Annotated in this window: 11 protein-coding genes; 6 read left to right on the top strand and 5 right to left on the bottom strand. The window is 73.1% G+C overall.

Translation table 11 applies throughout. The annotated features are described in order from the left end of the window. Nucleotides 1-178: 178 nt before the first annotated feature. On the bottom strand, nucleotides 179-1975 hold the full coding sequence (locus H297_RS37795; protein WP_486589620.1) for a hypothetical protein: 1797 nt from the start codon (nucleotides 1973-1975) through the stop codon (nucleotides 179-181). A gap of 310 nt (nucleotides 1976-2285) precedes the next feature. Between H297_RS37795 and radA the strand changes: the two genes are divergently transcribed. Continuing rightward, nucleotides 2286-3686: a DNA repair protein RadA gene (radA, locus tag H297_RS0122095; RefSeq protein ID WP_027738835.1), complete on the top strand. Its 1401-nt coding sequence runs from the start codon at nucleotides 2286-2288 to the stop codon at nucleotides 3684-3686. 371 nt (nucleotides 3687-4057) lie between these two features. Further along, nucleotides 4058-5179: a DNA integrity scanning diadenylate cyclase DisA gene (gene disA / locus H297_RS0122090; protein WP_027738834.1), complete on the top strand. Its 1122-nt coding sequence runs from the start codon at nucleotides 4058-4060 to the stop codon at nucleotides 5177-5179. A 115-nt stretch (nucleotides 5180-5294) separates the two neighbouring features. Here disA and H297_RS0122085 read toward each other — a convergent pair whose 3' ends face one another. Continuing rightward, the gene (locus tag H297_RS0122085) at nucleotides 5295-6152 is read right to left on the bottom strand and encodes a hypothetical protein (RefSeq protein WP_027738833.1); all 858 of its coding nucleotides are present in this window, start codon (nucleotides 6150-6152) and stop codon (nucleotides 5295-5297) included. 225 nt (nucleotides 6153-6377) lie between these two features. Between H297_RS0122085 and H297_RS0122080 the strand changes: the two genes are divergently transcribed. After that, nucleotides 6378-7349: an A/G-specific adenine glycosylase gene (locus H297_RS0122080; protein ID WP_027738832.1), complete on the top strand. Its 972-nt coding sequence runs from the start codon at nucleotides 6378-6380 to the stop codon at nucleotides 7347-7349. A 906-nt stretch (nucleotides 7350-8255) separates the two neighbouring features. Here H297_RS0122080 and H297_RS0122075 read toward each other — a convergent pair. After that, nucleotides 8256-9947 (bottom strand): MDR family MFS transporter, encoded by a 1692-nt coding sequence (locus H297_RS0122075; protein ID WP_027738831.1) that lies wholly within the window; start codon nucleotides 9945-9947, stop codon nucleotides 8256-8258. A 112-nt stretch (nucleotides 9948-10059) separates the two neighbouring features. Between H297_RS0122075 and H297_RS0122070 the strand changes: the two genes are divergently transcribed. Continuing rightward, nucleotides 10060-10629: a TetR/AcrR family transcriptional regulator gene (locus tag H297_RS0122070; RefSeq protein WP_027738830.1), complete on the top strand. Its 570-nt coding sequence runs from the start codon at nucleotides 10060-10062 to the stop codon at nucleotides 10627-10629. Between the two features lie 240 nt (nucleotides 10630-10869). On the opposite strand, the gene H297_RS0122065 is transcribed toward H297_RS0122070, so the two are convergent. Continuing rightward, nucleotides 10870-11595, bottom strand: a complete 726-nt coding sequence (locus H297_RS0122065) for a M23 family metallopeptidase (RefSeq protein ID WP_027738829.1) — start codon at nucleotides 11593-11595, stop codon at nucleotides 10870-10872. A gap of 393 nt (nucleotides 11596-11988) precedes the next feature. Here H297_RS0122065 and H297_RS0122060 point away from each other — a divergent pair, with 393 nt between their 5' ends. Beyond that, a complete protein-coding gene (locus H297_RS0122060) occupies nucleotides 11989-15222 on the top strand; it encodes an NACHT domain-containing protein (protein ID WP_486589619.1) in 3234 nt (1077 codons plus the stop codon). 78 nt (nucleotides 15223-15300) lie between these two features. Further along, a complete protein-coding gene (locus H297_RS0122055) occupies nucleotides 15301-17883 on the top strand; it encodes an NACHT N-terminal Helical domain 1-containing protein (RefSeq protein ID WP_027738827.1) in 2583 nt (860 codons plus the stop codon). 144 nt (nucleotides 17884-18027) lie between these two features. Here H297_RS0122055 and H297_RS0122050 read toward each other — a convergent pair whose 3' ends face one another. Continuing rightward, nucleotides 18028-20553, bottom strand: coding sequence for an ATP-dependent Clp protease ATP-binding subunit (locus tag H297_RS0122050; protein WP_027738826.1), 2526 nt, complete (start codon nucleotides 20551-20553; stop codon nucleotides 18028-18030). Between the last annotated feature and the right edge of the window lie 578 nt (nucleotides 20554-21131).

Here is a 21131-nt window from a genome sequence, read left to right as displayed (position 1 = left end):
CCCGGGGCGGGGACCCTCTGCGCCCCGAGGTGGCAGGACCGCGTCCGGTGTTGCGGGACCGCACCCCACGTAGCGCGGCCCCACCTCGCGGGCCCGCGCCGCGGTTTGGCGCGGTCGCGGCGTCGGGGGATCGACCGGTCACCGGCCCGCCCGGCGGAACGGGCCGGTGACCGGGGCCTCACCGCGCCGTACCGGCCGGTGCGGGCGTCCGCGACGGGGCCGGGCCGCCCGTCGCGGTGGGAGTGGGCGTAGGGGTGGGCGTCGGTGTCGATGTGGCGGTGGGGGAGGCGGGGGAGGCCGGAGCCATCGCCGTTCCGGGCCGGTCCGGTGACGGCGGCGATCCGGGCTCCGACGACGCCGGCCGCGCGGCGGCCTCCGGCGCCGACGATGCGGGGCGGCTCGCGGAGGAGCGGCCCCCGGCAGCCGCACCCGGGTCGGCCGGGGCGGGAACGCCGCCCTTCCGGGCGTGCCGGGCGCCGCCCGCCTGTGCCCCCTTTGTCCGGGCGCCGAACGGGTCCGTGAACAGGCTGCCGCCCGGCCCCGCCTCGGGCCGGCGGTGCTCGCGGGGGGCCGCGTGCCGGCCGGCGGGGTCGCCCGTCCGGTCGGGCTCGTCGGAGGCGGCGGCGGAGCGGTCCGCCTGCGGCTCGCCCGTGACCGGTGCCCCCCGGTACGCGACCCAGACCGCCAGCGCGGGGCCCGCCAGCACCGCGGCGACGACCGTCGAGGCCAGCGCCCGCCCCCGCAGCCGGCTGCGCCGTGCGGCGTCGTCCCGCTCGCGGACGGGGAACCCGCCGCGGTCGAAGCGCGGGGTGCGCTGGGCCCGTGCGCGCCGGGCCAGCTCGACCGCCGCGTGCACCGCGGGGCGCGGCGCGGCGACCAGCGCGAGCTCCGCTGAGGCCGGTGCGGTGCCCGGCCAGGAGACCCCGGCCATGGCGCGCTCGGCGGCGCGGCGGCACTGGGGGCACTCGTCCACGTGCCGGAGGAGTTCGCGGCGGAGCGTGGTGCCCATCAGGAGCCGGTCGTCCCCGGCGAGCCGTGCGACGGCCGCACAGCCGCCGGATTCCACGACGCGGAGCGCGGCCCGGGTGCGTTCCACCTCGCAGGCGGCGTTCATCAGCAGGTCCTCGGTGGCGGCCGTGCTCGTCGAGGTGATCGCCGCGATCTCGGCCGGGGAGAGGCGGTGGCGCACGGACAGCTCCAGCGCCTCACGCTGCGCGGGCGACGTCCCGGCGGCCTCCGGCCAGGCCAGCGCGGCGAGGTCCTGACGGCGCCGGGCCCGCGTCGCGTCGTCCAGCAGCCCGGTGCCGGTGCCGACGGGTGAGGCCGGCACGTACCCGGACCGTCCGCCGCCCTCGGCCGCCTTCCCCCCGGCCTCCTCGGCCCGCACAACAACCAGCCGGGCCTCGCCCGCCCCGCCGTGCCCGACACCCCCGCCCGTCCCGGCGGGGCGGGCGTCCGCGCCCCTGCCGGCGTCCGCGTCTTTGCCCGTTCCCCCGCCCCTGCCGTCCTTTGCAGGCCCGACGGCCTCGACGGCGTGGACGGCCCCGCCGACCTCGGTAGCCGAGTCGGCCGCCGCGCCGCCCTGTTGCCGGTCCCGGGGGAGGGCACCCTCACCGCGGACGAGGGCGTCCTGGCAGGCCGCGGCCTCACGGTCGGTGAGTCGGCGCGAGGAGGCCCACCGGGCGAGGGCGTAGAGCCAGGCACGGTGGGTGCACTCGTCCTCGGGGGCCCGGCCGCGGGCGCGCTGACGGTCCGCGAGGGCGAGGGTCTCGCCCAGCGCGGCGAGAGCGGCGTCGTGCTCGCACAGCACGGACAGGCAGTAGGTGAACAGGCCGTCCAGACACGCGTCGTCGTACCGCGGATCAGGGCACCGCGCGGCGGTGTCGCGGGCGTGGCGGTGCGTCGTCGTACCCACCCGATGCGCTGGCGGTGCGCCGGTGGTGTTCCTGGGGTGCTCGCGCCTGCTCGTCTTCACCCAGCGACGGTAGGCGGATGATGGCGCTTTGCTGGAGCCGCCGGCGAGGGATTACTACCTTCGGGTGAGCCTTCCCCTCAAAAGAGAACGCCCAAAGGGGGTTTCGCGACAACAACGCCACAAAGGGTGCACAGGGGGCGCACAGAGCAGGGGCGGCCGACCGCGCACGACCCGCCGGTCCACAACCGCGCCAGTCGCCTCCCGCCCCTTCGTCCTGCCCGTCACCCTGCCCCGCATCCGTCCCTTCCACGCCCGGCGGTGCACCGGTGCGCACGGACCGCTGTCGGTGGCCGTCGGTACGGTGACCGTCATGGCCACCCGTAAAACCTCCGCGAAGGACCGACCCACCTACCGCTGCACCGAGTGCGGTTGGCAGACGGCCAAGTGGCTGGGCCGGTGCCCCGAGTGCCACGCCTGGGGCACCGTCGAGGAGGCCGGCGGGGCCCCGGCGGTCCGCACGACCGCGCCCGGGCGGGTGTCGGCACCGGCGGTACCCATCGGCCAGGTCGACGGCCGGCAGGCGACCGCACGCGACACCGGCGTCCCCGAGCTGGACCGGGTGCTGGGCGGCGGTCTGGTGCCCGGCGCCGTGGTGCTGCTGGCGGGTGAGCCGGGCGTCGGCAAGTCCACGCTGCTGCTGGACGTGGCGGCGAAGGCGGCCGACGAGGCACACCGCACGCTCTACGTCACGGGCGAGGAGTCCGCGGGCCAGGTGCGGCTGCGCGCGGACCGCATCGGCGCCCTCAGCGATCACCTGTACCTGACCGCCGAGACGGACCTGTCGGCGGTGCTGGGCCACCTGGACGAGGTCAAGCCCTCGCTGCTGGTGCTGGACTCGGTGCAGACGGTCGCCTCGCCGGAGATCGACGGCGCACCCGGCGGCGTCGCGCAGGTGCGGGAGGTGGCGGGCGCGCTGATCCGCGCCTCCAAGGAGCGCGGGATGTCCACGCTGCTGGTGGGGCACGTCACCAAGGACGGCGCCATCGCCGGCCCGCGCCTGCTGGAGCACCTGGTGGACGTCGTCCTGCACTTCGAGGGGGACCGGCACGCGCGGCTGCGCCTGGTGCGCGGGGTCAAGAACCGGTACGGGACGACGGACGAGGTGGGCTGCTTCGAGCTGCACGACGAGGGCATCACGGGGCTGGCCGACCCCTCGGGGCTGTTCCTGACCCGCCGCGACGAACCGGTGCCGGGCACCTGTCTGACGGTGACGCTGGAGGGGCGCCGCCCCCTGGTGGCGGAGGTGCAGGCGCTGACCGTCGACACCCAGATCCCCTCCCCGCGCCGCACCACCTCCGGGCTGGAGAACTCGCGGGTGTCGATGATGCTGGCCGTGCTGGAGCAGCGGGGCCGGATCAACGCGCTGGGCAAGCGGGACATCTACAGCGCGACGGTCGGCGGGGTGAAGCTCTCCGAACCCGCGGCGGACCTGGCTGTGGCCCTCGCCCTGGCCAGCGCCGCCGGTGACACCCCGCTGCCGAAGAACCTGGTGGCGGTCGGCGAGGTCGGTCTGGCGGGCGAGGTCCGCCGGGTGACGGGTGTCCAGCGGCGGCTGTCGGAGGCCGCCCGGCTGGGGTTCACGCACGCGCTGGTGCCCGGCGACCCCGGCCGGGTGCCCGACGGGATGCGGGTGCTGGAGGTGGCCGACATCGGTGAGGCCCTGCGCGTCCTGCCGGCCCGCCCCGCACGCAAGGGCGCCGACGCGGGCTGAGGGATCGCGCGGGCCCTCCGTGCGCGGCCCCTCCGTGCAGCCTTTCCGTGCAGGCGGAGGGCGCTCCGGCGTGTCGCAAGGAGCGTCGCCGGTGCGCCGCCGGGTCGTCGCCCGCGTGCCGGGGCCACGCGCCGGGAGGCCGTTGCCGGTGCGCCGGGACGGCCCTCGCCCATGCGCCGCGAGGGTCCTCGCCGGTGCGCCGGTAGACTTTGCCCCGGTCTCGACCAACCATGCGCACCGCGGGGGCCGCGCGGCACCGCCGCGACGAGGGGACCGGCAGGGGTCCGCCAAGAGCCTGCCCCGGTGCGGTGGTCCGGCGATCCGGTGGTCGAGGAAATGCCGACAGGCACCCGCACGACCGAAGGAGTGCAGTGGCAGCCAACGACCGGGCCGCGGCCCTGGGCAGGGCCGAGGGGGCATCCGGCCTGATGCGCGCCTCGCTGAGCGCGGTCGCGCCGGGTACGGCGCTGCGCGACGGCTTGGAGCGCGTCCTGCGCGGCAACACCGGCGGGCTCATCCTCCTCGGCATGGACAAGAACGTCGAGGAGCTGTGCACGGGCGGTTTCGTGCTCGACGTCGACTTCACCGCGACCCGGCTGCGCGAGCTGTGCAAGCTGGACGGCGCGCTCGTCATCGACCAGGACATCACCAAGATCGTCCGCGCGGGTGTGCAGCTCGTCCCGGACGCGTCCATCGAGACGGAGGAGACCGGCACCCGGCACCGCACCGCCCAGCGCGTCTCCATCCAGACGGGGTACCCCGTCATCTCCGTCAGCCAGTCGATGCGGCTGATCGCCCTCTACGTCGACGGGCAGCGCCGGGTGCTGGAGGACTCGGCGGCGATCCTCTCCCGCGCCAACCAGGCGCTGGCCACGCTGGAGCGCTACAAGCTGCGCCTGGACGAGGTGGCCGGCACCCTGTCGGCGCTGGAGATCGAGGACCTGGTGACGGTCCGCGACGTGACGGCGGTGGCGCAGCGGCTGGAGATGGTGCGCCGCATCGCCACGGAGATCGAGCAGTACGTGGTGGAGCTGGGCACCGACGGGCGGCTGCTCTCCCTCCAACTCGACGAGCTGATCGCGGGCGTGGAACCCGAGCGCGAGCTGGTGGTCCGCGACTACGCGCCGCAGACCGTGGGCGCCGGACGGCGCGTGCGTGCCGTGCCCGACGCGCTGAGCGACCTGGACCGGCTCACCCACACCGAGCTGCTCGAACTGGCCACCGTGGCACGGGCGCTGGGCTACAGCGGCGCCCCCGAGACGCTGGACTCGGCCGTCTCGCCGCGCGGTTTCCGGCTGCTGGCGAAGGTGCCCCGGCTGCCGGGCACCGTCATCGACCGGCTGGTGGACCACTTCGGCGGGCTGCAGAAGCTGCTGGCGGCCAGCGTCGACGACCTCCAGGCGGTGGACGGGGTCGGCGAGGCGCGCGCCCGCTCGGTCCGCGAGGGCCTCTCACGGCTGGCGGAGTCCTCGATCCTCGAACGGTACGTGTGAGGTCCGCGCGCCCCGCCACGGACCGTACGGGGCCCCGGCGTCCCCACTGACAGGTGGCCCGGTCGCAGGCCGCCCACCGGCCCGGCCGCCGGCCTGCGACCGGCTCGCTCCCCGGCTACTTCGCCAGCTTGAAGGTCGTCCGCACCGCCTTGAGCCCCTTGACCTTCACCTCGATCTCGTAGGTGCCGGACTTGGGACTGTCGAACGTGGGGGTGCCGCAGTTGGCGGCGCTGGCCTTGCGGAGCCAGGTGAGGGTGTGCGTCGAGGAGCCGTCGCCCGGCACCTTGCGCAGCAGCGGCTTCTTGGTGGGCGGGCAGTCGTCCGAGGCCCAGAACTTGGCGTCGTCGGGGTTGGTGATCGTCACGACGGTGGCCGTCCTGCCGAGATCGATCTTGCAGGCGCTGCCGCGCTCGTTGGTGACCTTCAGTTCGAACCGGGGGTGCTTCCCCGGGGCGTACGTCTTGGCGACACTGCGCAACTTCAGCTTGACGTCGCCCGCACGGCAGTCGGCCAGGTCCGGCGGGGCCGGAACGCCCGCCGCTCCGCCACCGCCGGCGCCGCCCGAGCCGGTGCCCGCGCCCGAACCGCCCGATCCGGTACCACCGTTCGCCGCGTCCGCGTCCCCCGCGCCCCAGCCGGTGCCGCCCGCGGTCGACTGCTCGTCGGCGTCGGAACCGCCGGTCCCGGCCGATCCTCCGGAGCCGTCCGAGCCGCCGTTCTCCTCGTCCCGCCCGCCGGGGCGGTCGCTGATGGCGGGGCCCGAGTCGGTGGGGCCGGGGGTGATCGTGCTGGCGGGGCCGTGCCCGTTGCCGCCGTTCCTGCCCTCGTTGCCGCTGCCGCCGTCGCCGCCGAGCGAGGTCACTGCCCAGACGACGATCAGGACCAGCAGCGCGAGGACGGCAGCGACAACTGCCCTCCGTCGCCAGTAGATGGAGGAGGGAAGCGGCCCGATCGGATTGCGCAGAGATCCCACGCGGAAACCTTACGAGACATCAGCCGCCCCACAGGCCCGCACCCGCCGCTCGGACCGCCGATTGTTGTGATGAGCTGCCCGACACCCGCGGGATTTGCGGGTGTTTGCCACTCCTCGTTCGGTTCGCTCCGGATAGGTGGCGTACGTGGTGTACGTGGCGGACAGGCTTTCGTACCGCGTGTGCGTTTTTCGGATGAGGAGCGCCGTGCCAGGATCGGTCGTGCCATGACTGCGACCACCGAGACCTCCCAAGCCGCTTCGGCCGGCGCCCCGCCAGCGCGCGCCGCGGAATCCGAAGCCGTCGACCCCGCCCTGCGCGAGACGGCGCGCGCCCTCCATGCCCCCGTCGTCGACTGGTTCGCCACACACGCCCGCGACCTCCCCTGGCGCCGCCCGGAGGCGGGCGCGTGGGGCGTCATGGTCAGCGAGTTCATGCTCCAGCAGACCCCCGTGAGCCGGGTGCTGCCGGTGTACGAGGAGTGGATGAAGCGCTGGCCGCGCCCCGCCGACCTGGCCGCCGAGGCGCCCGGCGAGGCCGTCCGCGCCTGGGGCCGCCTCGGCTACCCGCGGCGCGCCCTGCGGCTGCACGGGGCCGCCAAGGCCATAGCGGAACGGCACGGCGGCGAGGTGCCCGTCGAGCACGCCCAGTTGCTGGCGCTGCCCGGCGTCGGCGAGTACACGGCTGCCGCCGTCGTCTCCTTCGCGTACGGCAAGCGGCACTCCGTGCTCGACACGAACGTGCGACGCGTCTTCGCCCGCGCCGTCAGCGGACGGCAGTACCCGCCCAACGCGACCACCGCCGCCGAACGCAAGCTCGCCCGGGCGCTGTTGCCCGAGGACGACACGACGGCCTCCCGCTGGGCCGCGGCGACCATGGAGCTGGGGGCGCTGGTGTGCACGGCGCGCGCTCCGCAGTGCTCGCGGTGCCCCATCGCCAGCCGGTGCGCATGGCAACTGGCGGGCGCCCCCGAACACCAGGGGCCTGCCCGGCGCACCCAGGCCTACGCCGGCACCGACCGCCAGGTGCGCGGCCGGCTCCTCGCGGTGCTGCGCGCCGCCAAGGAACCGGTGCCGCAGTCCGATCTCGACCGGGTGTGGCACGAGCCCGTCCAGCGCGCGCGGGCCCTGGACGCACTGGTCGCGGACGGGCTGGTCGAGCCGCTGGACGGCAAGCGGTACCGCCTGCCGCTGACCTGAGAGCCCGCACCCCGCGCCCCGCGGCGCAACGCCCCCGCCGTCCGGACGGTCCCCCCGGCCGGACGGTCCCCGGGCCGGGCGGCCTCACGTCCAGGCCGCCCCGCGTACGGTCGGCCCGCATTCGGTCGGACCACCGCCGGGGCGGTCCCGTCCGGGCAGTCCTGCCCAGGCGTCCCCGCGACCCCGGGGGGCCGACCCGACCGGCAACGGACCGCAGCCCAGCGGTCCCACCTCCGCTCCCCTCCGCGCCCGGGCGGAGCCGTCCGGACGGCCCCGCGTCCGGGCGGCCCCCGCAACCGGACGACCCCCGCGACCGGACGGCCCCGCAATCCGGGGACCGACCGGCAGCAGAGCGCAGCTTTGCGGCCCCCGCCCCCGCTCGCCCCCACAACCGGACGACCCCGCAACCTGTTTGCCCCCGCGCCCGGGCGGCCCTGCAATCCGGGGACCGACCGGCAGCAGAGCGCAGCTTTGCGGCCCCCGCCCCCGCTCGCCCCCACAACCGGACGGCCCCGCGACCGGACGGCCCCCGCCCCCGCTCGCCCCCCACAACCGGACGACCCCACAACCGGACGGCCCCGCAACCGGACGGCCCCGCAACCGGGCGGCCCCGTCCGGCCAGCCCCGCAACCCGGGAGCCGACCGGATGCGGCTCGCGGAACGCGGACCGGCGCTTCCGTCCTGCGAGGCGGAGCGGAACCCCGTGGAGCGGGGGGCGGACAAGGAGGAGCCCGGTGGTCGTCGTCGTGACGGTGACCACCGGGCTCCTCCGTTGTGCCGTGAGCTGTCCGGGCGGACGGCACCGTCGCCGGGTGCGGGACGCGGGAGGCGGTCCGTGGTGCCGGAGTCGCACCCGTGGGGGCCCGACCGGCCCGGGGCGAAGTCCGCTCCGCCCGCCGCGTCCTCCTACTCCGGCGGCTGCTGGGCGGCCGCGTCCTTGAGGGGGACCTCCTTGATGAACCAGGCGGCGGCGAAGGCGAGGAGCGCGATGGCCGCGGACAACAGGAAGACCGTGTGGGTACCGTCCGCGACGGCGTGCTCGTACGCCGTGCGGACCGCGTCCGGCAGCTTCGCCAGCGAGTCGGCGTCGAGCTGGGCACCGCCCTCGGTGAGCTTGGCCGCGGCTCCCCCGGCCGGGCCGCCGCCCGCGGACGCGGCGTCCCGCATGGAGTCCTCCACCTGGCGGGCGAAGACCGTACCCATCAGGGCGACACCGAAGGAGCCGCCGATGGTGCGGAAGAGGGTGGTCGTGGACGAGGCGACGCCCATGTCCTTGAGCTCCACGCTGTTCTGCGCGATGAGCATCGTCAGCTGCATCAGGAAGCCCATGCCGGCGCCGAGCACGGCCATGTAGAGGCCGGAGGTGACGCGGCTGGTGCCGACCTCCATCTGCGCGAGGAGGAAGAGGCCGACCGGGATGAGGGCGCCGCCGATGATCGGGTAGGCGCGGTACTTGCCGGTCTTGGTGGTGGCCCGCCCGGTGACGACGGAGACGACCATCATCGGCAGCAGCACGGGCAGGAGCAGCAACCCGGAGTTGGTGGCCGAGGCGCCCTGGACGCTCTGCTGGAAGAGCGGCAGGAACGTCATGGAGCCGAACATCACGAAGCCGAGCAGGAAGCCGATGAGGGTCACCAGCGAGAAGTTGCCGCTGCGGAAGACGCCCAGCGGCAGGATCGGTTCGGCGACTGCGCGCTCGACGAAGGGGAACGCCACCAGCGTGGCCACCGCCAGCGCGGAGAGTCCCAGGATGGTGCCCGAGCCCCAGTCGTACTCCGTGCCGCCCCAGCTGGTGACGAGCACGGCGGAGGTGATGCCGATCGTCAGCAGCGCGGCCCCCGCGTAGTCGATCCGGCCCCGGGCGCGCTTCTTGGGCAGGTGCAGGACGGTGGTGACCATGGCGAGCGCGACGGCACCCAGCGGCAGGTTGATGTAGAAGGCCCAGCGCCAGCCGAGGTGGTCGGTGAGGGTGCCGCCGACGAGCGGTCCGCCGATCATGGCCAGCGACATCACGCCGGCCATCATGCCCATGTACTTGCCGCGCTCGCGGGGCGGGACGAGGTCCGCCATGATCGCCATGGCGCCGACCATCAGACCGCCGGCGCCGAGGCCCTGGAGGGCGCGGAAGCCGATGAGCTGGCTCATGGACTGGGCGGCACCGGAGGTGACCGAACCGGCGAGGAAGAGGACGATCGAGGTGAGGAAGACACCCTTGCGTCCGTACATGTCGCCGAGCTTGCCCCACAGCGGGGTGGAGGCGGCGGTGGTGAGGGTGTAGGCGGTCACGACCCAGGAGAGGTGTTCGAGGCCGCCCAGCTCACCGACGATGGTGGGCATGGCGGTGCCGACGATCATGTTGTCCAGCATCGCCAGCAGCACGGCGATCATCAGCGAGAAGAGAACGACCCGGACGCTGCGCGGCTTAGGACCCGACTCCGCCGTCGCGGGCCCTTCCCTCGGGGGCACCGCGGCTGCGGGCTCCGTCGGCACGAGGTCTTCCGGGGCCTTGGCCTCTTCTTGACCCGTGCTGTGTTCAACCTCGCCCGTAGCACCCCCTCTGTCCTGGTACGCCGGTTTCGTTGCCCCGTTCGCAGTCATCTGCGGCCCACTCCTCTTTGCCCGCGCCTTACTTGCCGCCCGGCTAGTTCAGTACCATGGACAAGCTAGGTGAGTGCTAGCCGGGCGTCAAGTAAGTTTTGAAGGGGTCGGTATGAGCAGGGGAAACACCCGTCAGCGCATCCAGGACGTCGCCCTGGAGCTGTTCGCTGAGCACGGTTACGAGAAGACCTCGCTCAGAGAGATCGCCGAACAGCTCGGCGTCACCAAGGCGGCCCTGTACTACCACTTCAAGACGAAGGAGGATCTGGTCACCAGCCTCTTCGAGGACCTGGTGCTCGGCCCGGCCGACGAGGTGATCGCCTGGGCGCAGGCCCACCGGCCGACCACGCTGGAGACGAAGCTGGAGATCCTCCGCCGCTACAACGTGTGCATCAGCAATGCCACCCCGCTCGTGCGGTTCATGCACGAGAACCAGGCGGCGCTGCGCGAGCTGTCCATCGGTGACCAGATGAAGGAACGGATCTTCGCACTGCTGGGCTTCATGAAGGACGAGGACGCGGCCCTCAGCGACCAGGTGCGCTGCTCGGCTGCCTTGTTCACCATGCACTCGACCCTCTTCACGCTGGAGCAGTCGAACGCCGGGACGGAGGAGAAGCGCCAGGCCGCCCTGGAGGTGGCGCAGGAGCTGGTTGCCGCCGCCCACCACGGCGCCGACGCCTGACACCCGCCGGGCACGCCCGCCAGGTTCCCGCGCGCACGCGCGCCGCCCAGCCAGCGTCGCGGCAGACCCTCATGGCTTCCCAGGTTCCCGCGCGCACGCGCGCCGCCTCACCGAGCGCACCCGTACCGGCCGCCCGCGCCTGTCCGACGAGCACGCCCGTGCCGGGGTGCCGCCAGGCACGCCGAAGGCCCCGGCGCGGGGGTGCGCCGGGGCCTCGCGGTGCGGTGGGCGGGGCAGACGTCAGAAGTCGACACCCAGCCCGTGCATGGCCTTGACGGGGTCGACGGCCGTGCCGTAGTCGGGACCGTTGCGGATCTCGAAGTGCAGGTGCGGCCCGGAGGAGTTACCCGTGTTTCCGGACCTGGCTATGGTCTGGCCGGTCTTGAGCTGCTGTCCCGGCTCGACGTCGATCCGGGACAGGTGGGCGTACTGCGAGTACGTGCCGTTCGCGTGCCGGACCACGATGGCGTTGCCGTACGCCGGGCCGTCGCCCGCGCCGTTCGGCCCGGCCTTGACGACGGTGCCCTTGTGCACGGCCTTGACCGGCGTGCCGATGTTCACCGCGAAGTCCTGGCCCGAGTGGTTGTGGGCCCAGCGGCCGCCGGCCTTGCCGAACGTGGCGCTCAGTTCGTACGCGCCGGAGACCGGCTTGACCCACGACAGCTGCAGGCGCTTGGCGTCGCGTGCGGCCTTGTGGGCGGCGCGCTTCTTGGCCTCGGCGGCGCGGTGCTCGGCCTTCTTCGCCGCCGCGGCGGCCTTGCGGTGCGCCTCGGCCTGGGCGTGGGTGGACTTGGCGAGCTCGTTCGCCGTACCGATCGCGAAGATGTCGTTCCGGTCCTGTGCCGCGTCGGCCTTCCCGGCCGCCGCGAGCGCGGTACCGGCCCCCAGGGCCATCGACGCGCCGAGCCCGGCGACGAGGGACGCCGAGAGAGCCGCGGCGCGGTTGGTGGTCCTGAACTTCGCCATGCGAGTGCTACCTCCGTGAGGGGTTCATGGTGTGCGCCCGTGCCGGACGCGCCCCCTTGGTAACCCGCCTGAAAACGGACATCAAGGACCCTTATTACTAAACAGGTCCGTAGGCGCACGAGGCGCCCCCGCCACACCGGCTCGCGGAAGCCCCGTCCCACGCCCGCACCTCCGCTCGCACGGGCCGCCGAAGCCTCCTATCGGCCGTCGTAGGCCGCAGACGGCCTGTGCCCCACTTCACGGGCTCGGCCCATCCCCTGTGGCCCCCCTCATACGGCCCCGCTCACCTGGACGGATCGCCGCCCGCCGAACAGCGCTCGTCCGGGTCTCGTCGACGCGCGGAGACCCGCCCCCTACCCTTGCTCCCCGTGTACAGCCCCGTACGACGGGGAGTTGAGCACCGGGGAGGGCGGGCAGGGGATGGATGCCGGGGTGGTGGGGCTGCGGATCGCCTCCAGCGTGATGGGGCCGCTCGTCAAACGACTGTTCGTGGCGGAGGGGCCCGGTGCCGGACTGGTGGAGCGGCCCGTCCGCGTCTCCGGCCTCGTCTCCTTCACCGGCGAGAAGCGCGCCCTGCGGGAACGCGACCTGGCCGGGCTCGCCGAGGAGCTGGTGCGGCGGGCTCTGCGGGACGCCGGCCCGCACGACGCGCCCTCCGAGGGTGAGGCGGAGCGGGCGGCGGCGCGGCTGTGCCGCACACTGCACGCGCTGGGCGACATCACGCTCAGCGATGTGGAGGCCGTCAGCCTGGGGCACACCGACTTCGCCCGCGCCCTGCACGCGCAGGCCTCCCTGACCGACCCGCACCTGGACGCCACGCCCGGCGAGGACGCGCTCTACCACCGGGTCCTGGAGGCCGCCTGTCTGCACATCCTGCACTTCTTCACGCAGCGTTCACCCTTCGTCGCGCGCACCCTGGTGGACCAGAGCCGCCGCCTCGGCGATCTGGTCAGGCTCGTGGACGTCCTCGTCGCCCGGCTCCCCTCGCAGTCGGCGCAGGACGCCGCGTTCGAGCAGCAGTACGCCCGCTACATCGCCAACAGGCACCGCACACTGACGATCCACGGCATCGACCTGCAACAGGCCGGTGATCCCCGTGCGGAGTTCGGCGGCGAATGGCCGCTGGAGACGGCGTACCTGAGCCTGGAGGCCGCGCCGGCGGGACGCACCGGCTCCCCCCTCCCCGGGGACGCCACGGGCGCCGCGGGGACCTCCGCTGCCGCCTGGGCGGACCCGCAGCCCGTCGAACAGGCCCTGGCGGGGCAGCAGCGGGTGCTGCTGCGCGGTCTCGCCGGTTCCGGCAAGACCACCCTGGTGCAGTGGCTCGCCGTCATGACAGCTCGCCAGTCGGAGCTGACCGGGCAGCTCGTCCACCTGATGGGGCGCGTCCCTTTCGTGCTGCCCCTGCGCACCCTGACGCGCGCGGGCGGCGTGCTGCCGCTGCCCTCCGGCTTCCTCACGGCCGTGGGTTGTCCCCTGGCCGGGGCGCAGCCCGCCGGCTGGCCGGAGCGCGTGCTGGCGGCCGGGCGCGGCGTGCTCCTGGTCGACGGCATCGACGAGGTGCCGGAGGCGGAGCGGGAGCGCACCCGGGACTGGCTGCGCGAGCTGACGACGGCCTACCCCGACAACCTCGTGCTGGTCACCTCCCGCCCCTCCGCCGTGCGGGAGGAGTGGCTGGGCCGCGAGAACTTCACCGAGCTGACCCTCTCCCCCATGCGTCCGGCGGACATCGACGTCTTCATCGACCGCTGGCACACGGCGGCACAGGCCGGGGCGGACCTGGCCGCCTCGTTGCGGACAGCCGTACGGAGCACGGCGGCGCTGGCCCGCCTGGCGACCAACCCGCTGATGTGCGGACTGATCTGCGCACTGCACCGGGAACGGCGCGGCTTCCTGCCGCGTGGGCGCAAGGCCCTCTACGACGCGGCGCTGTCCATGCTGCTGGAGCGGCGCGACCGGGAGCGCGCCATGTACGTCCACGAGGGGGCGGTCGAGCTCGACGAGGAGTCCCAGATCGAGCTGTTGCAGAAGCTCGCCTACTGGCTGATCCGCAACGGCCGCGTGGAGCTGGCGCAGGACGACGCGGTCGAGATGATCGAACGGGTGCTGCCCTCGATGCCGTATGCGGCCGGGCAGGGCTCGGCCGCGGAGCTCTTCCGCTTCCTGCTGGTGCGCTCAGGGCTGCTGCGCGAGCCCGCGCAGGGCGCCGTCGACTTCGTGCACCGCACCTTCCAGGACTACTTGGGCGCCCGGGCCGCCGTCGAGGAGCGCGACTTCGGCGTCCTGGTGCGCCACGCCCACCTCGACCAGTGGGAGGACGTGGTGCGCATGGCCGTCGCCCATGCCCGCCCCGAGGAGCGGGCCCGTCTGCTGCGGGGGCTCGTGGAGCGGGGCGACGCGGAGCCCGAGGCCCGCACCAGGCTGCATCTGCTGGCGACGGCGTGTCTGGAACACGCCACCAAGCTGGACCCCGCGGTGCGCGAAAAGGTGGAGTCACGCGCGAGGGAGCTGATTCCGCCGCGGAGCACCGACGAGGCCGAGGAACTGGCCGCCGTGGGGCCGGTGGTGCTGGAGCTGCTGCCGGGGCCCGAGGCACTGGAGGAGGAAGAGGCGCAGGCCGTCGCCCACACGGTGGCGCAGCTCGGCACGGACGCGGCCCTCGCCACGCTGGCCGCGTTCCGCACCCGGACGGAATCGGCCGTGCTGTGGCAACTCGGTGACCATTGGGACCGGTTCGACACCGACGCCTACGCCGACGAGATCATCAGTTGGCTGGTCGACGCCCCGAACGCTCTGATCACCGTACGGTCCCGCGAGGAACTCGCCCGCTGGAGCGCGCTGGGCGGCAGTGCACGCGTGCGGCTCAACGGCGACTTCACCCCGGACGAGATCCTGGCCGCGGTCCCCGCGGACAAGGTCGAGCTGCTGGGCATCGCCCGCAATCCCGGGCTGCGCGAGGTGGGTTTCCTGCGGGAGTTGCGCCGCGTCGAGGAGATGCACTTCTTCGACTGCCCGCGCCTGGAGGATCTCTCCGCACTGGAGGAGCTGCCGCTGCGGTCGCTGGATCTGGAGGAGGTGCCCGAGCTGCGGACCCTGGGCGCCCTCACGCACCTGACGGCTTTGCAGTTCATGCGCGGTGTCCCCTGGCTCGGTTGGGGCGGGCTCCCGCAGGCGGAGCGTCTGGAGACGCTGAGGCTGCCCCACGAGGTGCTCACCCTGTCCGGGGTGGCGGCCTACCCTCACCTGCGCAGCCTGTTCCTCGGTCCGCGCAGGGACACACCGCTGGCCGCCGAGGCGTGGGACGTGCTTGGCCACCATCCCGCGCTGCGCTTCCTGTCGCTGGGCGCGGGGCTGCTGGGGGTCTCGCAACGCCCGCCCGCCCCGCTGCCCCGGCTCACCGGCCTGTTGGCCGCCGACGGTTGGCTCCCCCGCCCTGACGACTTCCCGTCCCTGCAGCACCTGACCCTGGACGGGCCGTCGGACGTCGACACCGCCTCTCTCGCCGCCTGGCCCCACCTCCGCGTCCTCAACATCATCCGACCCGGACGCCCCGTGGACACCACGCGCCTCCCCCCGCACCTGGATGTGACCGTTCTCCCCCGCCCCCGTGGCGCGAACGCAGGGTGACCAGCAGGCCACGTGCGGCCTAGGCTGGTACGGACCGCTGGACCGACCAGTCTCCGCCCCCGCCGGGAGCCCTCATCCATGGACCCTGCCGTCCGGCTCGCCTCCGCCGTCGCCGACCCGCTCGTCAGCCAGTTGCTGCTCCCCGTGGAGGCCACGCCCGACAAGGCGCAGGCCGAAGGGGAGCTGCTGGCCCGGCTGGTGTCCTTCCGCGGGGAGGCGCCGCCGCTGAGTTACGAGTCCTTGCTGTCGCTCGCCCAGGAGCTGGTGAACCTGACGGCGCCGGCCCACCGGCTCCCTCCCCGGGACGAGGAACCGGTCGCCTCCGTGCTCTCCCGTACGCTGTGGATCATCGGTGAGCTGGACACCACGGACGTCCAGGCCGTACGCCTGGGACCGCAGGACTACGCGCGGCGGCTGCGCTCGGCGGTGCCGGGAGCGGACCGGCAACTGAGCCCGGACGCGGCCTGGTTCCACGACCGGCTGCTGGTCACCGTCTGCCTGCACCTGCTGCACCACCTGATCCGCCGCTCCCCCGTCCTGGCCGAGCACATGCCCGAACGCGCCCACCGGATACGCCAGTTGATCGACCTCAATGACGTCGAGGCCGTACGCGGCCGCCCCGAACCGTCGGCAGCCGACGCCGAGTTCGAGGCCCGCTACGCGCGCTCGGTCGCCGAGGAGTACGACCGGGTCACCATCTACGGCATCGACCTGCCCAACCCCAACACCCCCGACAACTGGTCGCTGGACGCCACCTACCTCAGCCTCAGCGCGGAGTTCGACAGCCCGCAGCGGCGGGAGGGCCTGGACGCCGGGGACAGCGGCGAACCCGTGCTGCCCGCCGACCGGGCGCTGGGCGGCCACGAACGCGTCCTGCTGCGCGGTGTCGCGGGCTCCGGCAAGACGACACTCGTCCAGTGGCTGGCCGTCGCCACGGCCCGCGACGCGCTGCCGCCCGAGCTGGCATCGCTGCGCGGCCGCATCCCCCTCGTCCTGCCGGTGCGCCGGTTCGCCCAGGAGGGCTTCCCCTCGCCCGAGGACTTCCTGCGTGCCGTCCGCCACCCCCTGGCCGACGAGGCACCCGACGGCTGGGCCGCCCGCGTCCTGACCGAGGAGCGGGGACTGCTGCTGGTCGACGGCATCGACGAGGCGCCCGAGACCGAACGAGCCGGGCTGCGCGACGGGCTGCGCAGCCTCATGCGGATCTACTCCGGCAACTTCTGCCTGGTCACCGCGCGCCCCTCGGCCGTGGAGCCCAACTGGCTGGCGGACGAGGGCTTCGACGAACTGGCCCTCGCCCCGATGAGCCGGGATCAGGTCGCCACCTTCATCACCGCCTGGCACACGGCCGCCGCCGACGACGAGGGCAAGGACCACCAGCAGCTCGCCGAGTACCGCGACCGGCTGCTGGCCTCCATCCCCCTCTACCGCGAACTGCGCGGACTGGCCACCAATCCGCTGATGTGCGGACTGATCTGCGCGCTCAACCGCGACCGCTCCGGCTCCCTCCCGCACGGCCGCAAGGAGTTGTACGAGGCGGCCATGGAGATGCTCCTCCAGCGCCGCGACCCGGAGCGGCGGGTGCTGTACGCCGACGCCGTGAAACTGCGGCGCGGCGCCCGCGAGCGGCTGCTGCGCAAGCTCGCCTTCCGGATGCTGGTGGACCGGCGCGCCGAACTGAGCATGGACGAGGCCCTCGCGGAGATATCCCGGCAGCTGCCGGCCATCCCCTCCACCACGGGCCAGGGCGCCCCCGAGGACATCTTCCACCACCTGCTGCTCCGTACCGGCCTGCTGCGCGAACAGGCCGACCGGTCGATCGAGTTCGTCCACCGCACCGTGCAGGACTACCTCGCCGCGAAGGAGGCCGTGGAACAGGGCGCCTTCGACATGCTGCTCGCGCACGCCCACGAGGCCGAGTGGGAGGAGGTCATCCGCATGTCCGTCGCCCACGCCCGCCCCGCCGAGTGCGCACGGCTGCTGGGCGGTCTCCTGGCGCCCGGCCGCAAGGGGATGCAGCGCAACCGGCGCCGGCTGCTGGCCGCCGCCTGCCTCGAACACGTCACCGAGCTCGACCCGGAGACGCACGCCCGGATCCGGCGCGAGACCCGCAACATGGTGCGGCCCACCACGGTGGAGGCCGCCCGCAGCCTGGGGTGGGTCGGGCCGATCGTGCTGGAGATGCTGCCGGACCCGACGCACGTCTCGGACCGGGAGGCGCACCGGCTGGCCGTCACCGTCACCCGGATCAACGACGACGCCGCCGTCCACTACCTGGCCCAGCTGCGCAACCGGGCCTCCCTGGAGCTGCGGGCCGAGCTGGCGCGCGGGTGGCGCAACTTCGACACCGACCGGTACGCCGAGGAAGTCATCGGGCACCTCGATCCGGAGGGGCTGTACTTCCCGGTCTCCGACCGGTTCGAGCTGGCCGCGCTGCGGAAGCTGGGCGGCCGGTCCCGCGTCCAGATCGTCGGCCCCCTGACCCCGGACGAACTGCTGGAGGAGCTCGTCCACGAGCAGCTCACCCACCTGTGGCTGGCCTACGACCTCGGCGTACCCATGGGATGGCTCGCCGCCTTCCCCAACCTGACGACGCTACGGGTCAACCCGCGGCTGCCGCGCGTCACCGGCGTCCCGGACGGTATCCGCATCCTGTCGTAAGACGCCCCGCCTCCGGGGAGACACCGGGTCCGGCAGACCCGGCAAGGACAGGCCGCACGGCCCGCGGCCCCGAAAACGCCGAGCGGGACCGGCCCCTTCCGGGTCCGGTCCCGCTCACGGTGGCGGAGGCTCACGCCTCCTTGCTCATGCTTCCTTGCTCAGGTTGGGCCCGCCACCCGCGGCGGACTCCACCGGGGGAGCGTCCGGCAGGGCCGACTTCTCCTCACCGCGGAAGGTGAAGGTCTTGTCCTCCCCCTCGCCCTCGGTGTCGACGACCACGATCTGACCGGGCCGCAGATCCCCGAACAGGATCTTCTCGGAAAGCAGGTCCTCGATCTCGCGCTGGATGGTCCGGCGCAGCGGCCGGGCACCCATCACGGGGTCGTAGCCCTTCTTCGCCAGCAGCTCCTTGGCGTCCTGGCTGAGCTCGATGCCCATGTCGCGGTCCTTCAGCCGCTCGTCGACCTGCTCGCACATCAGGTCCACGATACGGATGATGTCCTCCTGCGTGAGCTGGTGGAAGACCACCGTGTCGTCGACGCGGTTGAGGAACTCGGGCCGGAAGTGCTGCTTGAGCTCGTCGTTGACCTTGGCCTTCATCCGCTCGTACCCGGCGCGGACGTCACCCTGGCCGGCGAAGCCGAGGTTGAAGCCCTTGGAGATGTCCCGGGTGCCGAGGTTGGTCGTCATGATGATGACGGTGTTCTTGAAGTCCACGACCCGGCCCTGGGAGTCGGTCAGCCGACCGTCCTCCAGGATCTGCAACAGCGAGTTGAAGATGTCCGGGTGGGCCTTCTCGACCTCGTCGAACAGCACGACCGAGAACGGCTTGCGGCGGACCTTCTCGGTGAGCTGGCCGCCCTCCTCGTACCCGACGTAGCCGGGCGGGGAGCCGAACAGCCGCGAGACGGTGTGCTTCTCGCCGAACTCCGACATGTCGAGGGAGATCAGCGCGTCCTCGTCGCCGAACAGGAACTCCGCCAGCGTCTTGGACAGCTCGGTCTTACCGACACCGGACGGGCCGGCGAAGATGAACGAGCCACCGGGGCGCTTGGGGTCCTTCAGGCCCGCACGGGTGCGCCGGATCGCCTGGGAGAGCGCCTTGATGGCGTCCTCCTGGCCGATGACGCGCTTGTGCAGCTCGTCCTCCATACGCAGGAGCCTGCTGGACTCCTCCTCGGTGAGCCGCATGACCGGGACGCCCGTGGAGGCGGCCAGGACCTCGGCGATCAGGTCCTCGTCGACCTCGGCGACGACGTCCATGTCGCCGGCCTTCCACTCCTTCTCCCGCTTGGCCTTCTCCGCGAGGAGCTGCTTCTCCGTGTCGCGGAGGGAGGCGGCCTTCTCGAAGTCCTGCGAGTCGATCGCGGACTCCTTGTCCCGGCGCACGTTCGCAATCTTCTCGTCGAACTCGCGCAGGTCCGGCGGGGCGGTCATCCGGCGGATACGCATCCGGGAGCCGGCCTCGTCGATCAGGTCGATGGCCTTGTCGGGCAGGTAGCGGTCCGAGATGTAGCGGTCGGCGAGGGTGGCCGCGCCGACCAGGGCCGCGTCGGTGATGGAGACACGGTGGTGCGCCTCGTACCGGTCGCGCAAACCCTTGAGGATCTCGATGGTGTGCGGCAGCGACGGCTCCGCGACCTGGATGGGCTGGAAGCGGCGCTCCAGGGCCGCGTCCTTCTCCAGGTACTTGCGGTACTCGTCCAGCGTGGTGGCACCGATGGTCTGCAGCTCGCCGCGGGCCAGCATCGGCTTGAGGATGCTGGCGGCGTCGATGGCGCCCTCGGCGGCGCCCGCGCCGACCAGGGTGTGCAGCTCGTCGATGAACAGGATGATGTCGCCGCGGGTGCGGATCTCCTTGAGCACCTTCTTCAGGCGCTCCTCGAAGTCACCGCGGTAGCGGGAGCCGGCGACCAGCGCGCCCAGGTCCAGGGTGTAGAGGTGCTTGTCCTTGAGGGTCTCGGGCACCTCGCCCTTGACGATGGCCTGCGCCAGGCCCTCGACGACGGCGGTCTTGCCGACGCCGGGCTCGCCGATGAGCACCGGGTTGTTCTTGGTGCGGCGGGACAGGACCTGCATGACCCGCTCGATCTCCTTCTCGCGCCCGATGACCGGGTCGAGCTTGGACTCGCGGGCGGCCTGCGTCAGGTTGCGGCCGAACTGGTCCAGGACGAGCGAGGTGGACGGCGTGCCCTCGGCGGGTCCGCCGGCCGTGGCGGCTTCCTTGCCACCGGAGTAACCGGACAGGAGCTGGATGACCTGCTGGCGGACCCGGTTCAGGTCGGCGCCCAGCTTCACGAGGACCTGGGCGGCGACGCCCTCGCCCTCGCGGATCAGGCCCAGCAGGATGTGCTCCGTACCGATGTAGTTGTGGCCGAGCTGAAGGGCTTCGCGGAGCGACAGCTCCAGCACCTTCTTGGCACGGGGGGTGAAAGGAATGTGGCCGGAGGGCGCCTGCTGGCCCTGGCCGATGATCTCCTCCACCTGCTGCCGGACAGCCTCAAGCGAGATCCCGAGGCTCTCCAGTGCCTTAGCGGCGACACCCTCACCTTCATGGATCAGGCCCAGAAGGATGTGCTCGGTGCCGATGTAGTTGTGGTTGAGCATCCGGGCTTCTTCCTGAGCCAGGACGACAACCCGCCGCGCGCGGTCGGTGAACCTCTCGAACATCGTTAATCGCTCCTCAGAGCGGTCAGGCAGTGAGGGGACGCTCCCCTCGCTGTCCTTCCGCAGCTTAGTCCCGCAACGGGGGACCGCTCATTCCAACTGCCGACTGCGGCCCGGTCTACCCGGTCGATCATGCGCCTCCTGCCCGGACAGCCGACAACAGTTCCAACCCGATGGTGCGAGACGATGTTCCCGCAGGCCAGGCGTATTCACCTGGATCCACTACGCCGACGGCGAACGCCCCCGCACCGACACGTCCGCTCGCGGTGGCACCCGTGCCGCGGCACCCCCGCTCCACCCTGCGCCACCTGGGCTTCAGGGCCGTCAGAGCCTTCTTACCCGCTCGGTGTGACAATCCATGCGGCATCGGCCGGATGCGGTCGGCCGCCTCCGCTGAGGGCGAACACGGGGGCACACGTTCGGGGACTGCCCTAAGGGAGCACGCACGGAGTGTGGCTGCCGCTGACGCCGGGTGACTGCGCACGGCCGGACGGGGTACTGCCGCCCTGGGTCCCGGCAGGCGCGCGGGGCAGACGCGGGACGCCCCCAGGGAGGCCCGCTCGGGGCCTCCCTGGCCGGGG

The sequence above is a fragment of the Streptomyces sp. CNT360 genome, assembly GCF_000424785.1.
This window is presented reverse-complemented; position numbering and strand designations above follow the sequence as displayed.

What these genes read in the sequence shown, in the direction of transcription:
- H297_RS0122055 (WP_027738827.1), top strand. Translation starts at nt 15,301, where the DNA reads ATGGACCCTGCCGTCCGGCTCGCCTCCGCCGTCGCCGACCCGCTCGTC.
- H297_RS0122070 (WP_027738830.1), top strand. Translation starts at nt 10,060, where the DNA reads ATGAGCAGGGGAAACACCCGTCAGCGCATCCAGGACGTCGCCCTGGAG.
- H297_RS0122080 (WP_027738832.1), top strand. Translation starts at nt 6,378, where the DNA reads ATGACTGCGACCACCGAGACCTCCCAAGCCGCTTCGGCCGGCGCCCCG.
- H297_RS0122075 (WP_027738831.1), bottom strand. Translation starts at nt 9,947, where the DNA reads ATGACTGCGAACGGGGCAACGAAACCGGCGTACCAGGACAGAGGGGGT.
- radA (WP_027738835.1), top strand. Translation starts at nt 2,286, where the DNA reads ATGGCCACCCGTAAAACCTCCGCGAAGGACCGACCCACCTACCGCTGC.
- H297_RS0122065 (WP_027738829.1), bottom strand. Translation starts at nt 11,595, where the DNA reads ATGGCGAAGTTCAGGACCACCAACCGCGCCGCGGCTCTCTCGGCGTCC.
- H297_RS0122050 (WP_027738826.1), bottom strand. Translation starts at nt 20,553, where the DNA reads ATGTTCGAGAGGTTCACCGACCGCGCGCGGCGGGTTGTCGTCCTGGCT.